At 70.9% G+C, this 13,323-nt stretch carries 17 protein-coding genes and 1 tRNA gene; 15 read left to right on the forward strand and 3 right to left on the reverse strand.

Going from position 1 to position 13,323, the window contains the following annotated elements; translation table 11 throughout:
* Positions 1-613: 613 nt before the first annotated feature.
* The 5 genes from J7E93_RS07960 (at position 614) to J7E93_RS07980 (ending at position 2,956) form a co-directional block, all read left to right on the forward strand.
* The gene (locus J7E93_RS07960) at positions 614-889 is read left to right on the forward strand and encodes a hypothetical protein (RefSeq protein ID WP_215066830.1); all 276 of its coding nucleotides are present in this window, start codon (positions 614-616) and stop codon (positions 887-889) included.
* A gap of 138 nt (positions 890-1,027) precedes the next feature.
* Positions 1,028-1,294: a DUF6284 family protein gene (locus J7E93_RS07965; protein WP_215066832.1), complete on the forward strand. Its 267-nt coding sequence runs from the start codon at positions 1,028-1,030 to the stop codon at positions 1,292-1,294.
* Positions 1,291-1,629 (forward strand): hypothetical protein, encoded by a 339-nt coding sequence (locus J7E93_RS07970; protein WP_215066834.1) that lies wholly within the window; start codon positions 1,291-1,293, stop codon positions 1,627-1,629. Before J7E93_RS07965 ends, J7E93_RS07970 begins: the two co-directional genes overlap by 4 nt.
* The gene (locus J7E93_RS07975) at positions 1,626-2,630 is read left to right on the forward strand and encodes a DUF2637 domain-containing protein (protein ID WP_215066836.1); all 1,005 of its coding nucleotides are present in this window, start codon (positions 1,626-1,628) and stop codon (positions 2,628-2,630) included. Before J7E93_RS07970 ends, J7E93_RS07975 begins: the two co-directional genes overlap by 4 nt.
* Positions 2,627-2,956: an RRQRL motif-containing zinc-binding protein gene (locus J7E93_RS07980; RefSeq protein ID WP_215066838.1), complete on the forward strand. Its 330-nt coding sequence runs from the start codon at positions 2,627-2,629 to the stop codon at positions 2,954-2,956. Before J7E93_RS07975 ends, J7E93_RS07980 begins: the two co-directional genes overlap by 4 nt.
* A gap of 13 nt (positions 2,957-2,969) precedes the next feature.
* On the opposite strand, the gene J7E93_RS07985 is transcribed toward J7E93_RS07980, so the two are convergent.
* The gene (locus J7E93_RS07985) at positions 2,970-3,134 is read right to left on the reverse strand and encodes a hypothetical protein (protein ID WP_215066840.1); all 165 of its coding nucleotides are present in this window, start codon (positions 3,132-3,134) and stop codon (positions 2,970-2,972) included.
* 39 nt (positions 3,135-3,173) lie between these two features.
* On the opposite strand from J7E93_RS07985, the gene J7E93_RS07990 reads away from it, so the two are divergent.
* From J7E93_RS07990 to J7E93_RS08035, 10 genes are all read left to right on the forward strand, one after another.
* Complete coding sequence (locus tag J7E93_RS07990) at positions 3,174-3,554, forward strand: DUF6251 family protein (RefSeq protein ID WP_215066842.1); 381 nt, start codon at positions 3,174-3,176, stop codon at positions 3,552-3,554.
* Positions 3,555-3,640: 86 nt separating this feature from the next.
* Positions 3,641-3,847 (forward strand): DUF6257 family protein, encoded by a 207-nt coding sequence (locus J7E93_RS07995; RefSeq protein WP_215066844.1) that lies wholly within the window; start codon positions 3,641-3,643, stop codon positions 3,845-3,847.
* 93 nt (positions 3,848-3,940) lie between these two features.
* A complete protein-coding gene (locus J7E93_RS08000; protein WP_215066846.1) occupies positions 3,941-6,016 on the forward strand; it encodes a cell division protein FtsK in 2,076 nt (691 codons plus the stop codon).
* Between the two features lie 150 nt (positions 6,017-6,166).
* Positions 6,167-6,412: a hypothetical protein gene (locus tag J7E93_RS08005; RefSeq protein ID WP_215066848.1), complete on the forward strand. Its 246-nt coding sequence runs from the start codon at positions 6,167-6,169 to the stop codon at positions 6,410-6,412.
* A 23-nt stretch (positions 6,413-6,435) separates the two neighbouring features.
* Complete coding sequence (locus J7E93_RS08010; RefSeq protein WP_215066850.1) at positions 6,436-6,624, forward strand: hypothetical protein; 189 nt, start codon at positions 6,436-6,438, stop codon at positions 6,622-6,624.
* Positions 6,625-6,714: 90 nt separating this feature from the next.
* Positions 6,715-7,443 (forward strand): DNA methylase, encoded by a 729-nt coding sequence (locus J7E93_RS08015; protein ID WP_215066852.1) that lies wholly within the window; start codon positions 6,715-6,717, stop codon positions 7,441-7,443.
* Positions 7,440-8,279: a bifunctional DNA primase/polymerase gene (locus J7E93_RS08020; protein ID WP_215066854.1), complete on the forward strand. Its 840-nt coding sequence runs from the start codon at positions 7,440-7,442 to the stop codon at positions 8,277-8,279. Before J7E93_RS08015 ends, J7E93_RS08020 begins: the two co-directional genes overlap by 4 nt.
* A 1-nt stretch (position 8,280) precedes the next feature.
* On the forward strand, positions 8,281-9,756 hold the full coding sequence (locus tag J7E93_RS08025; RefSeq protein ID WP_215066856.1) for an ATP-binding protein: 1,476 nt from the start codon (positions 8,281-8,283) through the stop codon (positions 9,754-9,756).
* Positions 9,757-10,226: 470 nt separating this feature from the next.
* On the forward strand, positions 10,227-10,415 hold the full coding sequence (locus J7E93_RS08030; protein WP_215066858.1) for an AlpA family transcriptional regulator: 189 nt from the start codon (positions 10,227-10,229) through the stop codon (positions 10,413-10,415).
* A gap of 56 nt (positions 10,416-10,471) precedes the next feature.
* Positions 10,472-11,857: a site-specific integrase gene (locus tag J7E93_RS08035; protein WP_215066859.1), complete on the forward strand. Its 1,386-nt coding sequence runs from the start codon at positions 10,472-10,474 to the stop codon at positions 11,855-11,857.
* Positions 11,858-12,003: 146 nt separating this feature from the next.
* On the opposite strand, the gene J7E93_RS08040 is transcribed toward J7E93_RS08035, so the two are convergent.
* Together J7E93_RS08040 and J7E93_RS08045 are read right to left on the reverse strand one after the other, a co-directional pair.
* Positions 12,004-12,088: transfer RNA gene (locus J7E93_RS08040), tRNA-Ser, on the reverse strand.
* Between the two features lie 45 nt (positions 12,089-12,133).
* The coding region (locus J7E93_RS08045; RefSeq protein WP_215066861.1) for a S1C family serine protease at positions 12,134-13,323 on the reverse strand (1,190 nt) is incomplete at its 5' end.

Genomic DNA, 13,323 nt, shown 5'->3' on the forward strand with positions numbered 1-13,323 from the left:
AAAGCCCCAGGTGAGAGCTGGTTAACACCCCTGAGGTTAACCCCAGTTGGCTACCGAGACACCCGACTCGGGCCGTTCTCTGGAGGAGCACACCGACACGCAACCCGAAGGAGGGGTTGCATCTGGTGCGCACCAGATGCCAATCTATTGGTGCGCACCAGATGGGCTGCAAAAGGCCCGGACGGCGTGTGTTCAAGGCGGGGACGCTGCGATCCCGCTGAAGGCCAGAGGACAGGGCTTCGGCCCGACTGGCGAGGTGGCCCGGTGACCGCGAGCAACGGCCGGAGGGTGGGGACACAGGTCCCCCTTGCAGTGCTTGTTCCGATCCGGTCGACCCGAGGGGGTCTCGATGTACCGACGAAGACTTTGGGCGCGCCGTTCGTGCTGGACCGGCGTGACGGCGGCGCCCTCCGCGTCCTCCTGATCCGCCGCTTCGGCGCACCGGACTATCCGGTGATTCGCGGACGTCAGGTCACCTGCGCAGCGGTGCTGCGGCCGGTTGCCTCCTCCGTCCGTCCGGGCCCCACGTGGGGTTCCCGTACGGGCGGGGTCGAGGGGAGCCGGATGGTCCGGCCACTTCCACAGCCCCAACTCATGACGAGGGAGGCCCCTCATGGGCCGCAAGTTCCGTGACATGCAGACCCCGGAAGAGCAGTACCGGAGCCAGAGCTCCACCCGTGAGTCGGCCCGGACCGGCTCCACCGTCCCGGCAAGTCACGAGGTATGGGAGCAGATGAACGCCTACGAGCAGGCCGCGCATCTGGCGCGGCTGGATGGCAAGGAGGCGGAGGCCAGGAAGTGGGAGAGCTTGGGTTCCCGGCAGGGCGGAGACAGCGACACCACGAGCCCGAGCTGGCTGGCCCGAATGGCCCGCGCGGTCCTCGGCTGAGACTCACAGCCCCGATGGTCGAAGGCTGGGTTCGACTCCCGGCCGGGGGCACTGCCCGCGCCAAACGGTGTGAACCCCCGGAGCGGCTACTCCGGGGGTTCTTTGCGGGCCGTTCCTGCATGAAGGGAGCACGACCCAATGAAGTCCATCGCTGCACTTCAGGCCGTTGTTACGGCCACCCCGTTCGACGGTGAGCCGTCGGACGCGGAGCTGGACGCGATCGACATGGAGATGCCGCTGATCGTGGCGGAGGTCGACCTGCTCGACGCGGAGATCATGACGCTGGACCGTCCGGCCACGGAGCTGGACGAGCGGCGGATCCGGCGGGCCCGCAACCGGGTCCTGGCCGAGCGTCGGGACCTCACGAACCGCGTCGTCGCGATGCTTACGGGCGGTGTCGCGTGAAGGCCCGGACGCTGGCGGACCTGTCCGCCCCGCTGCTGGCGCTGCGGCTGCTCACGGCGGAATTCCCACACCTGCCGGCGCCGACCGTGGAGGTCTCGACGATCTACCCGGAACGGCTGGAGCTGACGTTCCACGACGACTTCGCCGGGTTCGAGGCGTGGCGCGAGGCCCTGAACATCGCCCCCGAGTTGGTCGTTCACCGCGTTCAGTGCGACCGCCGGACCGGGGTTCTGAACGTTCACGGCATGTTCGCGGGGGCCGAGCTGGAGCTGACCGGCTACGCGGCGGTCCCGGCTGTCGAGCCGGTGCTCGCAGGTTCGGGGGTCGGCTCGTGAACGGTGTTCAGATCCGTTCAGCGGAGCGCGCACTGTCGGTGGGGACGTGGCTGATCGTGGCCGGGGCGATGCTCTACTCGGTCCTCACGGTCACGCCGTTGGCGGCCGCCCACACCCCGGATGAGTGGGACTGGACGGCTCCGATTCTGCCGATCGTGGTGGACGCGGCGGTCGTCATCGTGGTCCGCCTCGACTCGGTCCTGGCCCGGCTCGGCGGGCACGGTGGCCGGTGGCCGGTGGTGCTGCGGTGGATGACCGGCTGCATGACCCTGGCCCTGAATGTCGCCGACTCCGCGCTGAAGAAAGATCTGGTCGGAGTGGCGGTCCACTCGGTAGCTCCGCTACTGCTGATCGTCACGGCCGAGACCGGCCTCGCCTACCGCACGGCCATCACAAACGCGCTCACCGCCATCCAGGAGCGTGAACGGGCTGAGCGGGCCGAGCGTGATAAGGCTGCCGCTGAGCGCGCCGAGGCCGCCGAGAAGCGGGCCCGTGAAGCCCGGGAGTTCGAGGCCCGGATGGCGCGTGAACAGCGCGAGCATGAAGCCTCCCTCGCCCGTGAACAGGCCGAGCGGGAGGAGCGCGTACGGCGTGAGGAGCGCGAGCGGGCCGAGGCCGCCGAGCGGGCGGAGCGGGCCGAGCGTGAACGCCGTGAGCGGGAGCGTGAACAGCAGCGCATCGAGCGTGAGCGCCGTGAGCGTGAGACCGCCGCGCGGATGGAGAAGGAGCGTCGGGAGCGCGAGGAGCGGGCCCGGCGTGAGGAGCGCGAGCAGGCCGAGCGGGCCGAGCGTGAACGCGCCGCGCTCCTCGCCGCCGGCCCCGCGGCTGTGAAGCAGTCCGAGGAGCAGGCCCGCAAGACGGTAGCCGCGGCCTACGCGGCGGGGGTGCCGGTGCGGCAGGCCGCCGAGCTGTGCGGCTGGTCGGTCGGCTGGGTCTCCACCCGCTACCAGGAACTCCGCGACGAGCGCACCGCCCGGTCCCTCGAAGGGGCCGCGCAGTGATCCCCGTCTACCGGTGGCGTCTGGCCCCCGAGGGACTGGCCACCGTCCGGCAGCTGCGGGCCCTGGGGCTGCGGCCCGGTGGTCAGCCGGTCGTGGCCCAGCTCGAACGTCCCCGCCGCCGGGGCGGTCCGCTGGTCGCGTTCCTCTACCGCGTCGACATGGCCCGGCCGGTCCGGCCGATGACGCCCGCGAAGTGGGCGGCTCTGGAGCGGGCGAACGCGGCCCGGCGGGTCTGCCCGGAGTGCGGGCGGGACGTCGGGTACCGGATCCCGTCCTCGCTCGGCATGTGCACCCCCTGCGCCTACCCCGACACCGACGCCGCGTGAGCGCAGGCGGTGGCTAGGACAGAACGTCGGCGACGAAGCCGAAGAACTGGGCCACTCGGAACTTGAGCCGGTGCCAGCGGTTGCAGAACCGCTTCGGGGCCCACCACCGGCGCTGTTCAAGTGGCCGCTCGCACCACTTGCACGGCAGCGGGTCCACTTCGATCTCAATCGCCCCCATGGTCGCGACTCTAGCGGCCCCTCTGACCTGGGAGAACCCATGTCGAACCTTCCCGAGCCGGTCCGGGTCGTGCAGCTCCCGGACGGCACCTACACCTACGCCGACCACCTCCCCACCCCGCTCCACCCGCCCGCCGCGCCGCAGGTGGTCCATCAGCACATCCACCAGGCGCCGCCGGACCGCACGGTGCAGCGGATCGCGCTCGGCTCCGGGATCGGCGCCGGCACGGTGGCCGCCGGGGTCTACTTCGGTCCCCTGCTGGTCGGGGCGCTGACCGCGATCGCCGCGAACCTGGCCCTGCTCGCGTTTCTCGCCGCCGTTCTGGCGTGGGGTGTCGTGAGCGTCGTGAAGTCGATCGGCGGCCCGGACGGCAAGGCCGCCGCCAAGACGCTCACCAAGGTCCGCAAGCGCCGTCGCTGACGCCTGCCTGTCCGCCCCCTGGCCCACAGCCGGTCAGGGGGCGGGCGGGGAGTCGGGACAGCCCCGGCACCGGAAAGGACCACGTCGTGGCCGGCAAGAAGGACACCGAGTACGACCCGAACTACCCCAAGCTCACCGCCGGTGAGCACGCCCGGATCGCGTGGAACGTGGCCCGCATGTGCAAGCGGGGCATCGCCGGCGAGAGCGTCTACCAGGGCGACCTGGAGGCCAAGGTCGACCGGATCATCGACCGCGCCCGCGAGCGGGCCGAGAAGAACGCCAAGAAGAAGTAGTGGTGCCCCGGGGACGGCCGTCCCGGCCAAGGAAATCGCGCCGTCCCCGGGGCCCCTGCCCTCCGCCCTTTCGAGCAGCAGGAGAACCCCAGCATGACCGAGACGCCCACGGCCGCGCACCTGCGGCCGGTCCCCGACCTCGACCACGACGACGCCCCCGCCGCACCGGTGGCGGTCGACAACCCGAACCTGCCCGACCCGAAGGTGACCGTCGAGAAGCGCAAGCCGGTCCTGGCCGGGTGGCTCACCAACCGCCGTGACTTCCTGGCCACCGCCCGCCACACCGGCGCGAACCTCGGCTACGCCGCCCTGTTCCACGGCGTCCGAACCCCGGTGTACGCCGGGCGTCTGGCCCTGATGTCGCCGCGGGGAACCTGCCGGTTCATCGCGTCGACCAATCGGTGGGTGTGGGACCGGGAGGCCGCGCCGCTGCGGGACTACGCGGTGCGCACGGAGGACGTGGAGGAGTACATGCGGCTGTCCAAGCTGCGCGCCGGCCGGATCCGGCTGCGCGGCCTGGTCACCCTCGTCGCCCTCGTGTTCGGCGCCGGTTTCGCCCTGTGGCTGTACGTCGTCGCCCCCGCCTACCTGTTCGTGTTCGCCACCGGCGGGGTGCTGCTGCTCGGCATGGCCGGGCAACAGCCCGACTCCCCCGTCGTCGGCCCCGCCGTGCTCAAGACCGAGATCCAGAAGCTCACCGGGTCGATCGTGCTGCGGGGTCTGGACTCGATCGGCAATGCGAAGGTCTCCGCCGCCATCAAGAAGGGCGGCGACATGAACGGTCTGCGCTTCACCAGCGAGATCGTGCGCGACGGGCCCGGCTACCGCGCCGATCTCGACCTGCCCTACGGCGTGACGCCGGAGGACATCATGGAGGCCCGCAAGCCCCTGGCGTCCGGTCTGCGGCGGAAGGTCGGCTGTGTGTGGCCGTCGCCGGACCCCACCGAACATGAGGGCCGGCTGACCCTGTGGGTGGGGGACAAGCCGATGAACGAGACCACCAAACCGGCCTGGCCGCTACTGAAGACCGGGCAGGTGGATCTGTTCCGGCCGGTGGTGTTCGGCAACGACCAGCGGATGCGGGACGTGAGCGTGACGCTGATGTTCGCGGCCGTCGTCGTCGGCTCCGTGCCCCGCATGGGCAAGACGTTCCTGATGCGGCTGCTGCTGCTGATCGCCGCCCTCGATCCCCGGGCGGAGATCCACGCGTTCGACTTCAAGGGAACCGGCGACTTCGGGGCCCTGGAACCGGTCTGCCACCGCTACCGCGCCGGCGAGGAGGACGACGACATCGGCTACGTGGTCGAATCCCTGCGGGAGCTGAAGGAAGAGCTGCGGCGCCGGGCGAAGGTCATCAAGTCGCTGCCGCGCTCGCGCTGCCCCGAATCGAAGGTCACCCCCGCGCTGGCGGACGACAAGTCGCTGGGGCTGCACCCGATCGTGGTCGGGTTCGACGAGTGCCAGGTGCCCTTCGAGCACGCCGAGCACGGCGCGGAGATCGAGGCGATCTGCACCGACCTGGTCAAGCGCGGTCCCGCGCTGGGGATCGTGACCCTGTTCGGCACCCAGCGGCCGGACGCCAAGTCCCTGCCGACCGGCATCAGCGCGAACGCAATCCTGCGGTTCTGCCTGAAGGTCATGGGACAGCCCGCCAACGACATGGTGCTGGGGACGTCGATGTACAAGTCGGGCTACCGGGCCACCATGTTCTCCCGCTCCGACCGGGGCATCTGCTGGATGGCCGGCGAAGGAGACGACCCCCGCATCGTCGCGTCCGCGTTCGTCGACGCGGTCGCCGCCGAGCAGGTCGTGGCCCGCGCCCGCAAGGCCCGCGAGGACTACGGCAACGTCACCGGCCACGCCATCGGCAAGGGCCCCGACAAGACAGCCGGATCCGACATCCTCGCCGACGTCCTCGACGTCCTCGCCGAGGGCGAGAAGGCCGTGTGGTGCGAGCGGATCGCCACCCGCCTCACCGCGCTCCGCCCGGACACGTACGCGGGGTGGAAGGGCGAGAACGTCACCGCCGCCATGAAGCCGTACGGCATCAAGACCGGTCAGGTCTGGGGCACCACCGACGACGGCAAGGGCGCCAACCGCCGCGGCATCGACCGCGCGGACATCACCGCAGCCGTCACCCGCCGTAACGCCGACCGGGCCGCCGCCTGACCCGAGCAGCACCGCTAGACCTAGCAGCCCCGGCCGCTAGGTCTAGCAGCCGCGCTAGCACCCTCTAGGGCCGCTGACCTGCTGGCTAGCGTCTAGCGGCCCACCTGCGAAAACCCCTGGAAACCGCCCCTGGAAGCGGAGAGGCCACCCGTGCTCATCGCTAGCACCCTACTCCTGCTCGCCGTCCTCGCCGGTTACACGCTGTTGTGTGCCGTGTCGCCGTTCGGGACCTGCCGCACGTGCCGAGGGCTCGGCCACAAGGTCGTCCTGGACCGCAAGGGACGGCCCAAGCGGGCCAAGCCGTGCCGCCGCTGCAAGGGCCACGGAAAGCGGCTGCGTCTCGGACGTCGCCTGCACAACCACAGCCGCGACATCCACCGCGCCGGCACCCGCTGACTCACGTCGAAGGAGATATCGCCATGGTCGTGACCGTCTCCCTGGTCGCGCTCTTCGGACTCGTCCTGTTCTTCCTCCTGCGCTCCCGCAGCCTCGGCCCCGGCACCGCCTTCATCGCCGCCGGGTTCGGCTTCTTCCTCGCCTCCACCGGCGCCGCCCGCCCCATCAACCAGCTCGCCGAATCCCTCATCCAGGCCGCCACCAACCTCTGACCCATCACAGCAAGAAGGGCGGCCCCCGTCTCGCCAAAGCCGGGGCCGCCCTCAATCCAGACCACTGTCGATGAACTGGAGACATCCAGCATGACCCAACCCACCCCCATCCGGCGAGAGCACGCCGCTCGGCCGCTCCTGTTGGACCTGTTCTGCTGCGCCGGCGGCGCCGGAACCGGCTACCACCGCGCCGGGTTCGACGTCGTCGGCGTCGACATCGCGCCGCGCCCGAACTACCCCTTCGACTTCCACCGGGCCGACGCCCTGACGTTCCTGGCGGACCTGATCGCCACGGGGGAGATCGAGCGGTTCGCGTTCGTCCACTCCTCCCCGCCCTGCCAGGCCGGATGCGCCCTCACCGTCGACACCAACCGGTCCCGGGGCTGGGGCGGCGACCACGTCGACCTCGTCCCCGCGACCCGGGACCTGCTGGAGGCGTCCGGCCTGCCGTACGTCATCGAGCAGCCCAACGGACGGGCGGAGATCCGCAAGGACCTCACCCTGTGCGGCGAGCAGTTCGGACTCGGCGTGATCCGGCACCGGAACTTCGAACTGGGCCGCTGGACCGTCACCCGACCCGCCCACCCCAGGCACCGGGGCCGCGTCCGGGGCTGGCGGCACGGTGAGTTCCACGACGGGCCGTATGTGGCCGCGTACGGCAACGGTGGTGGCAAGCCGTCCGTGGCGGAGCTGCAGGCGGCGATGGGCATCGACTGGACCGACATCCGCGAGGAACTCACCGAGGCCATCCCGCCCGCCTACAGCCAGTGGATTGGCACCCAGTTCCTCGCCCAGGCCCGGACGGGGGTCGCGGCGTGAACAGCATTCCCACCACCGCCCTGGGCCTCGCCGAGCAAGGGCTCCCCGTGCTGCCGCTGCGGGCCGACAAGCGCCCGTTCGGTAACTGCCGCGCGTGCGAGGACCTCGCCTGCGGCGGCCGGCCGAACATGGCCACCCCCGGCCCGTGCGTCTGCCCGTGGCCATGCCACGGCTGGGCCGCCGCCACCACCGACCCGACCGTCCTCGCCTCCCCGCAGTGGGCGGCCGCATGGCGCCGCGCCCGGGCCATCGGCTACCACCCCGGCGGCGCCGGCGTCACCGTCGTCGACCTCGACAACACCGCCGCCGTCGCCTGGGCCCGGGAGAACCTGCCCCCGACCGCGACCGTGGCGACGACGCGCGGGGAGCACTGGATCTACCGGGGCGCCATGCGCTCGGTGAACGGCGTCCGGGCCGGTGTCGACCTGAAGTCCACGATGTCCTACGCCCGCTGGCTCGGCCCCGGCACCGGGGCCCTGGCCGAGCTGCCAGAGGCCGTGCGCGCGCTCGCCGAGAAGGCGCCCGCCGCCGTCCGGCCCGCGCCGCGCGCCGTCACCGTGCCCGCCCCCACTGGCGGCGGGCAGTGCCGCCACCGGACGCCCGCCTACCTCGAGCGCGGCATCGCCATGGCCGAGCAGCGCATCACCGAGGCGACCAGCGCGATCCACGCCACGGTGTACCGGACGTTCCTCGCGGTGCTCTCGACCCACGGCCGGTGCGGGTGCCTCACCGAGGCCCACATCGCCCGGCTGTTCACCGCCGCGCAGGCCAAGGGCGAGTCCCCGCGGCACTGCACGGTCGCCTGGGCTAACGCCTCCGCTGCTCTGGGGATGTGAGATGTCCGAGGACGAGAAGAACCCCGCCCGCGAGGTCATCAGCGACTACGCGCGGGCGAACTTCCGCTACTTCCGCACCGCCGACGGCACCGTCTACGCCCAGCGCAACGGACACCCCGTCGCCCGCCCCATCCGCTCCCAGGGCACGACCGGCAGCCACCGCCAGGAACTCATGGTCGGCCTGTTCAAGGACGGGCTCGGCGTATTCAACGGAACCGCCTTGAAGGAGGCGTTGGACTTGATCGAAGCACTCGCGCTCACAGAGGACGTCCAGCCCGTCCACATCCGCGTCGCCCCCGGATTCGACGGAGCGTCCTGGCTGGACCTCGGCCGCGCCGACGGCCAGTCCGTCCGCATCCACCCCACCGGCTGGGACATCCTCACCCCCGACCCCCGCGAGGTCTGCTGGCGCCGTACCCAACTGACCGGCGAACTCCCCCTCCCGGCCAAGGACACCAACGGCAAGGGCATTGACCTGTTGATGCGGCTGTGCAACTTCGCCAGCGCCCAGACCGAGAGCCTGGCCATCGCCTGGCTCATCGGCTGCCTCAGCCCGAGCGCGCCCGTCCCCGCCCCGTTCCTCACTGGCCCCCAGGGCGCGGGCAAGTCCACCACCGGCCGGATGCTCCTGCGGATCATCGAGGGCATGAGCGGCGACCTGCGCCGGGCACCGAAGGACGAGGAGAACCTGATCACGGCCGTGGCCGCCGGATGGGTCACCGCCCTGGACAACCTCTCCCACCTCGGCCCGGACCTGTCCGACGCCATGTGCTGCATCGTCACCGGCGCCGAGAACATCAAGCGCGCCCTGTTCACCGACGGGGACGTGGTGCGCTCCCGCTACCGCCGCCCCCTGCTCATGACCGGCATCGACGTCGGTGTCATCCGCCCCGACCTCGCCGAACGGCTCCTTCCTCTCCGTCTGGAACGTCCCCGCGTGCGGCGCACCGAGGATGAGCTGTGGGCGGAGTACGCGCCGGTCCTGCCCGTGATCCTCGGCTCACTGCTCGACCTGACCGTGAAGGTCCGCGCCACCGAGGCCGACATCCCCACCGACCTGCGCATGGCCGACTTCGCCCACCTGTGCGCGCAGCTCGACGCCGCCGCCAGCATGGGCGCTTTGGACGCCTACCGGGCCAGCCTGGACGACCTCAACGACGACGTCATCGAAGGCGACCTGCTCGCTCAGACCGTCCTCAAGCACGCCGCCGGCATCGACCCCAACACAGGGATCCGGATGACGTCCGCCGAGTGGCTGCACAGCCTCACCCAGCTCTACACCGGCGAGGACTTCCGCCCCCTGCCCAAGGGTTGGCCCACCACCGGCAAGGTCCTCTCCGACCGCCTCAAGCGCATCCAGCCCGTCCTCGCCGCGCGCGGCGTCCTCGTCGACTGGGGCCGCACCCGCACCGCCCGCTACATCGAGATCACCCGGCCCGCGCCCGAGCCGCCGGACGAGCAGGGCGAGATGTTCTAGCCCGCGCCGTGCGGTCCGCCGCACAGGCAAGAGGAGCACGGCCCCGCCGGGGGGCGTGCTCCTCTTGTTCTTCGGCGGCGCCGCCGCCGCTCAAAGGGACGTGCCGCGCAGCGGCTCCCTCTTCGCGTTCTAAGGCGCGCACCACCACAGACACCCCCACCCTCTTTTTCCTAAGAGGAAGACGCTGCGTCACCTGCGTCACCGACGGCCGGAAAGCGGCACCTGACCAGCAACTACAGCGGTGACGCAGACGGCCGATTCCTGCGTCACCCCGCGTCACCCGCGTCACCCGTGACGGAGGCCTGCGTCACCGGTGACGCACCCCGAAGGCCCCTGCGTCACCGAAAACCGCAGGTCAAACGCCTGAATGACGCTGATGACGCGGTGACGCAGAAATCCCGACCTCGGACACACACGGGCCCCCAAGGGCCCGACCCCCGACCTAGCGACTGCTCAGAGGAAGGCACCCAATGGCACGCCCGCAGATGCTCAAGCTCGCCGAAGTCCTCACCGAGCTCGGCATGAGCCGAGCCGCCTTCTACCGGATGCGTGCCCGCGCTCAGGGACCGCGCCTCATCAAGCTCCCCAACGGCCAGCTCCGTGTGCGCCGCTCGGACCTGGACGCATGGTTGTCCGGGTGCGAGGAAGTCGCCGCCTGATCCGTCCGTCACTGAGGGGCCCGCCGTTAGGTGGGCCCCTCGCTCATTGGAGAGACATGCTCACGTACGACGTAGACGTCTGGTCCATCCGGCAGCGCAAGGGCCGTCCCAAGCCGTTCGAGCTGCGGTGGCGGGTCGGAGAGCGCGCCCATTCCCGGAGTTTCAAGCTCAAGCCGCAGGCGCAAGGACGGCAGTCCGAACTTCTGGCCGCGCTGCGCAACCGCGAGCAGTTCGACGAGGAGACCGGACTGCCCGCCTCGGAGTTCGACGCGCTGAACACGCCCACCTGGTACGAGCACGCCACCGCGTACGTGCTGATGAAGTGGCCGAAGGCGGCGGCCAAGCACCGAGCGAGCATCGCCGAGACGCTGGCCAACGTCACACCGGCCTTCGTGTCCAGCTCGCGGGGCGCCCCGGACCCCGCCGTACTGCGGAAGGCTCTGTACGGGTGGGCCTTCCGCGCCACGCAGGACGAGGGCGGGACGTTGCGGCTCCGCCATGAGGTCGAGCCGCCGCCGGCCGACGTCGCCGCGGCTCTCGCGTGGATCGCCGCGAACACGTACAAGATGACGGAGGTCGCCCGGGCGGACCGCTTGCGCGCTGCCCTGGACGCCATCGCCAAGACACTCAGCGGGAAGACCGCCGCCGACAACACGGTGAACCGCAAGCGCATGGTGCTGAGCAACGTGCTGCGGTATGCCGTCGAGCGCACGATCCTCCCTGCGAACCCGCTCGGCCGGGTGGACTGGACGGCCCCGGTACGGGACGATCAAGTCGATTTCCGCTACGTCCCCAACCCCGAGCAGGCCCGCGCGCTTATCGACGCTGTACGGCAGCTCAGCGGGCGGGGCGAGCACATGTCCGCGTTCTTCGGGTGCCTGTACTACGCCGCTATGCGGCCGTCGGAGATCGCGGCGCTGCGCGAGGACGACTGCACGCTACCGAAGGCCGGGTGGGGCGAACTCATCCTCGCCGGAAGCCGTCCTGAGGTCGGTTCGGGGTGGACCGATGATGGGAAGTCGTACGACGAGCGCGGACTCAAGCGTCGGGCTCGTACCGCGACCCGATCGGTCCCCATCCCGCCCGTGCTCACGGCGATGCTCAGGGAGCACAAGGAGAGGTACGGGACGGCGGACGACGGCCGACTCTTCCGGGCGGCCGAAGGGGGACGCATTCGCTCCACGGAGTACTGCGCTCTCTGGGACGCGGCACGCCTCAAGGCCCTGTCGGCGAAGGAGGCGGAGACGCCCCTCGCGGACGTCCCGTACTCCCTTCGCCACGCGGGGGTGTCCCTCTGGATCAACTCCGGGGTGGACCCCGTGGAAGTCGCGCAGCGGGCAGGACACAGCCTCACCGTGCTCTTCCGGTTCTACGCCAAGATCCTGAAGGGCCAGCAGTCCCGAGCGAACGCGCTCATCGAGAAGGGGCTCAACGGCGGTTGAGTACCGCGATCCTGGCCCACACATGGCCCATACGCACTGGTCAGCACCGGGATACCGGCGAATCAGGGTGAGACAGGGTGAGCACAGAGGGCGGGCCCCGGATTCCGGGGCCCGCCCTCTGACCTGCTACTTCTCTGACCTGCAAGCGGTGGGTGTGGGATTTGAACCCACGGTGACTCGCGCCACGACGGTTTTCAAGACCGTTCCCTTAGGCCGCTCGGGCAACCCACCCCGCGCCGGATCCCGTTGGAACGGCGCGGGGGACAGCCTAGCCGGTCAGTTGTCGCCCGTGCGTTCGCCGAGGGTGACCGTGGTGGTGGCGGTCTTGCCGTCGCGTTCGTAGGTGATCTTGACCTGGTCGCCCGGCTGGTGGGTCCAGATCTCGCTGATGAGGGTCGGGCCGCTGTCGATCTGGCGGTCGCCGAAGCCGGTGATCACGTCGCCCGCCTTCAGGCCGGCCTTCGCCGCCGGGCCGTTCGCGGTGATCGACGGGGTGCCGCCCGCGCCCTCGTCGGCGATCGTGGCGCCCTCGCCCTTGTCGGTCATGTTCACGGTCGCGCCGATCACCGGGTAGACCGGCTTGCCCGTCCTGATCAGCTGCTCGGCCACGTTCTTGGCCTGGTTGACCGGGATCGCGAAGCCGAGGCCGATCGAGCCCGCCTGGGACTGGCCGAAGCCGCTGCCGGTCGACTGGATCGCCGAGTTGATGCCGATCACCGCGCCGCTCGCGTCGAGCAGCGGACCACCGGAGTTGCCCGGGTTGATCGAGGCGTCCGTCTGCAGGGCGCTCATGTACGAGTTCTTGCCGCTGGAGCCGTCGCCGGAGGCGACCGGGCGGTTCTTGGCGCTGATGATGCCGGTCGTGACCGTGTTCGACAGGCCGAACGGCGCACCGATCGCGATCGTCGAGTCGCCGACCGCGACCTTGTCCGAGTCGCCGAGCGGCAGCGGAGTCAGACGCTCCGGGGCCTTCTTCAGCTTCAGTACCGCCACGTCGTACCCCTCCGCCCGGCCGACGACCTCCGCGTCGTACGTCTTGCCGTTGGAGAAGGTCGCCGAGAGCGCCCCGCCGTCCGCCGCGGAGGCCACCACGTGGTTGTTGGTGACGATGTGGCCTTCCTTGTCGTAGACGAAGCCGGTACCCGTGCCGCCCTCGCCCTCTCCCTCGACGCCACCACCGGACTTCGCCTGGATGGTCACCACGCTCGGCAGCGCCTTGTTCGCCACCGCCGCGACCGTCCCCGGGTCACGCTTGAAGGAGGCCGGGGAGTCACCGGCGGAGACCGTGGTCGAGCGGGCGCCGTCGTCCCCGCGCTCGGCGGCCCAGTAGCCGATGCCGCCGCCCACACCGCCGGCCACCAGGGCGGCCGCCAGGACCGCCGCGACAAGCCCGCCGGTCCGTCGGCGCGGTGCCTCGGGAACGGGCGGGACGGGTACGCCCCAGGCTGGCACGGCGGGCGGAGGCG

It is taken from the genome of Streptomyces sp. ISL-36, assembly GCF_018614205.1.
GTDB lineage: Bacteria > Actinomycetota > Actinomycetes > Streptomycetales > Streptomycetaceae > Streptomyces.

Excerpts from the sequence above, each read along its gene's own strand:
- J7E93_RS07960 (WP_215066830.1), top strand. The coding sequence starts at position 614 with ATGGGCCGCAAGTTCCGTGACATGCAGACCCCGGAAGAGCAGTACCGG.
- J7E93_RS07965 (WP_215066832.1), top strand. The coding sequence starts at position 1,028 with ATGAAGTCCATCGCTGCACTTCAGGCCGTTGTTACGGCCACCCCGTTC.
- J7E93_RS07985 (WP_215066840.1), bottom strand. The coding sequence starts at position 3,134 with ATGGGGGCGATTGAGATCGAAGTGGACCCGCTGCCGTGCAAGTGGTGC.
- J7E93_RS07990 (WP_215066842.1), top strand. The coding sequence starts at position 3,174 with ATGTCGAACCTTCCCGAGCCGGTCCGGGTCGTGCAGCTCCCGGACGGC.
- J7E93_RS08000 (WP_215066846.1), top strand. The coding sequence starts at position 3,941 with ATGACCGAGACGCCCACGGCCGCGCACCTGCGGCCGGTCCCCGACCTC.
- J7E93_RS08010 (WP_215066850.1), top strand. The coding sequence starts at position 6,436 with ATGGTCGTGACCGTCTCCCTGGTCGCGCTCTTCGGACTCGTCCTGTTC.
- J7E93_RS08015 (WP_215066852.1), top strand. The coding sequence starts at position 6,715 with ATGACCCAACCCACCCCCATCCGGCGAGAGCACGCCGCTCGGCCGCTC.
- J7E93_RS08025 (WP_215066856.1), top strand. The coding sequence starts at position 8,281 with ATGTCCGAGGACGAGAAGAACCCCGCCCGCGAGGTCATCAGCGACTAC.
- J7E93_RS08030 (WP_215066858.1), top strand. The coding sequence starts at position 10,227 with ATGGCACGCCCGCAGATGCTCAAGCTCGCCGAAGTCCTCACCGAGCTC.
- J7E93_RS08035 (WP_215066859.1), top strand. The coding sequence starts at position 10,472 with ATGCTCACGTACGACGTAGACGTCTGGTCCATCCGGCAGCGCAAGGGC.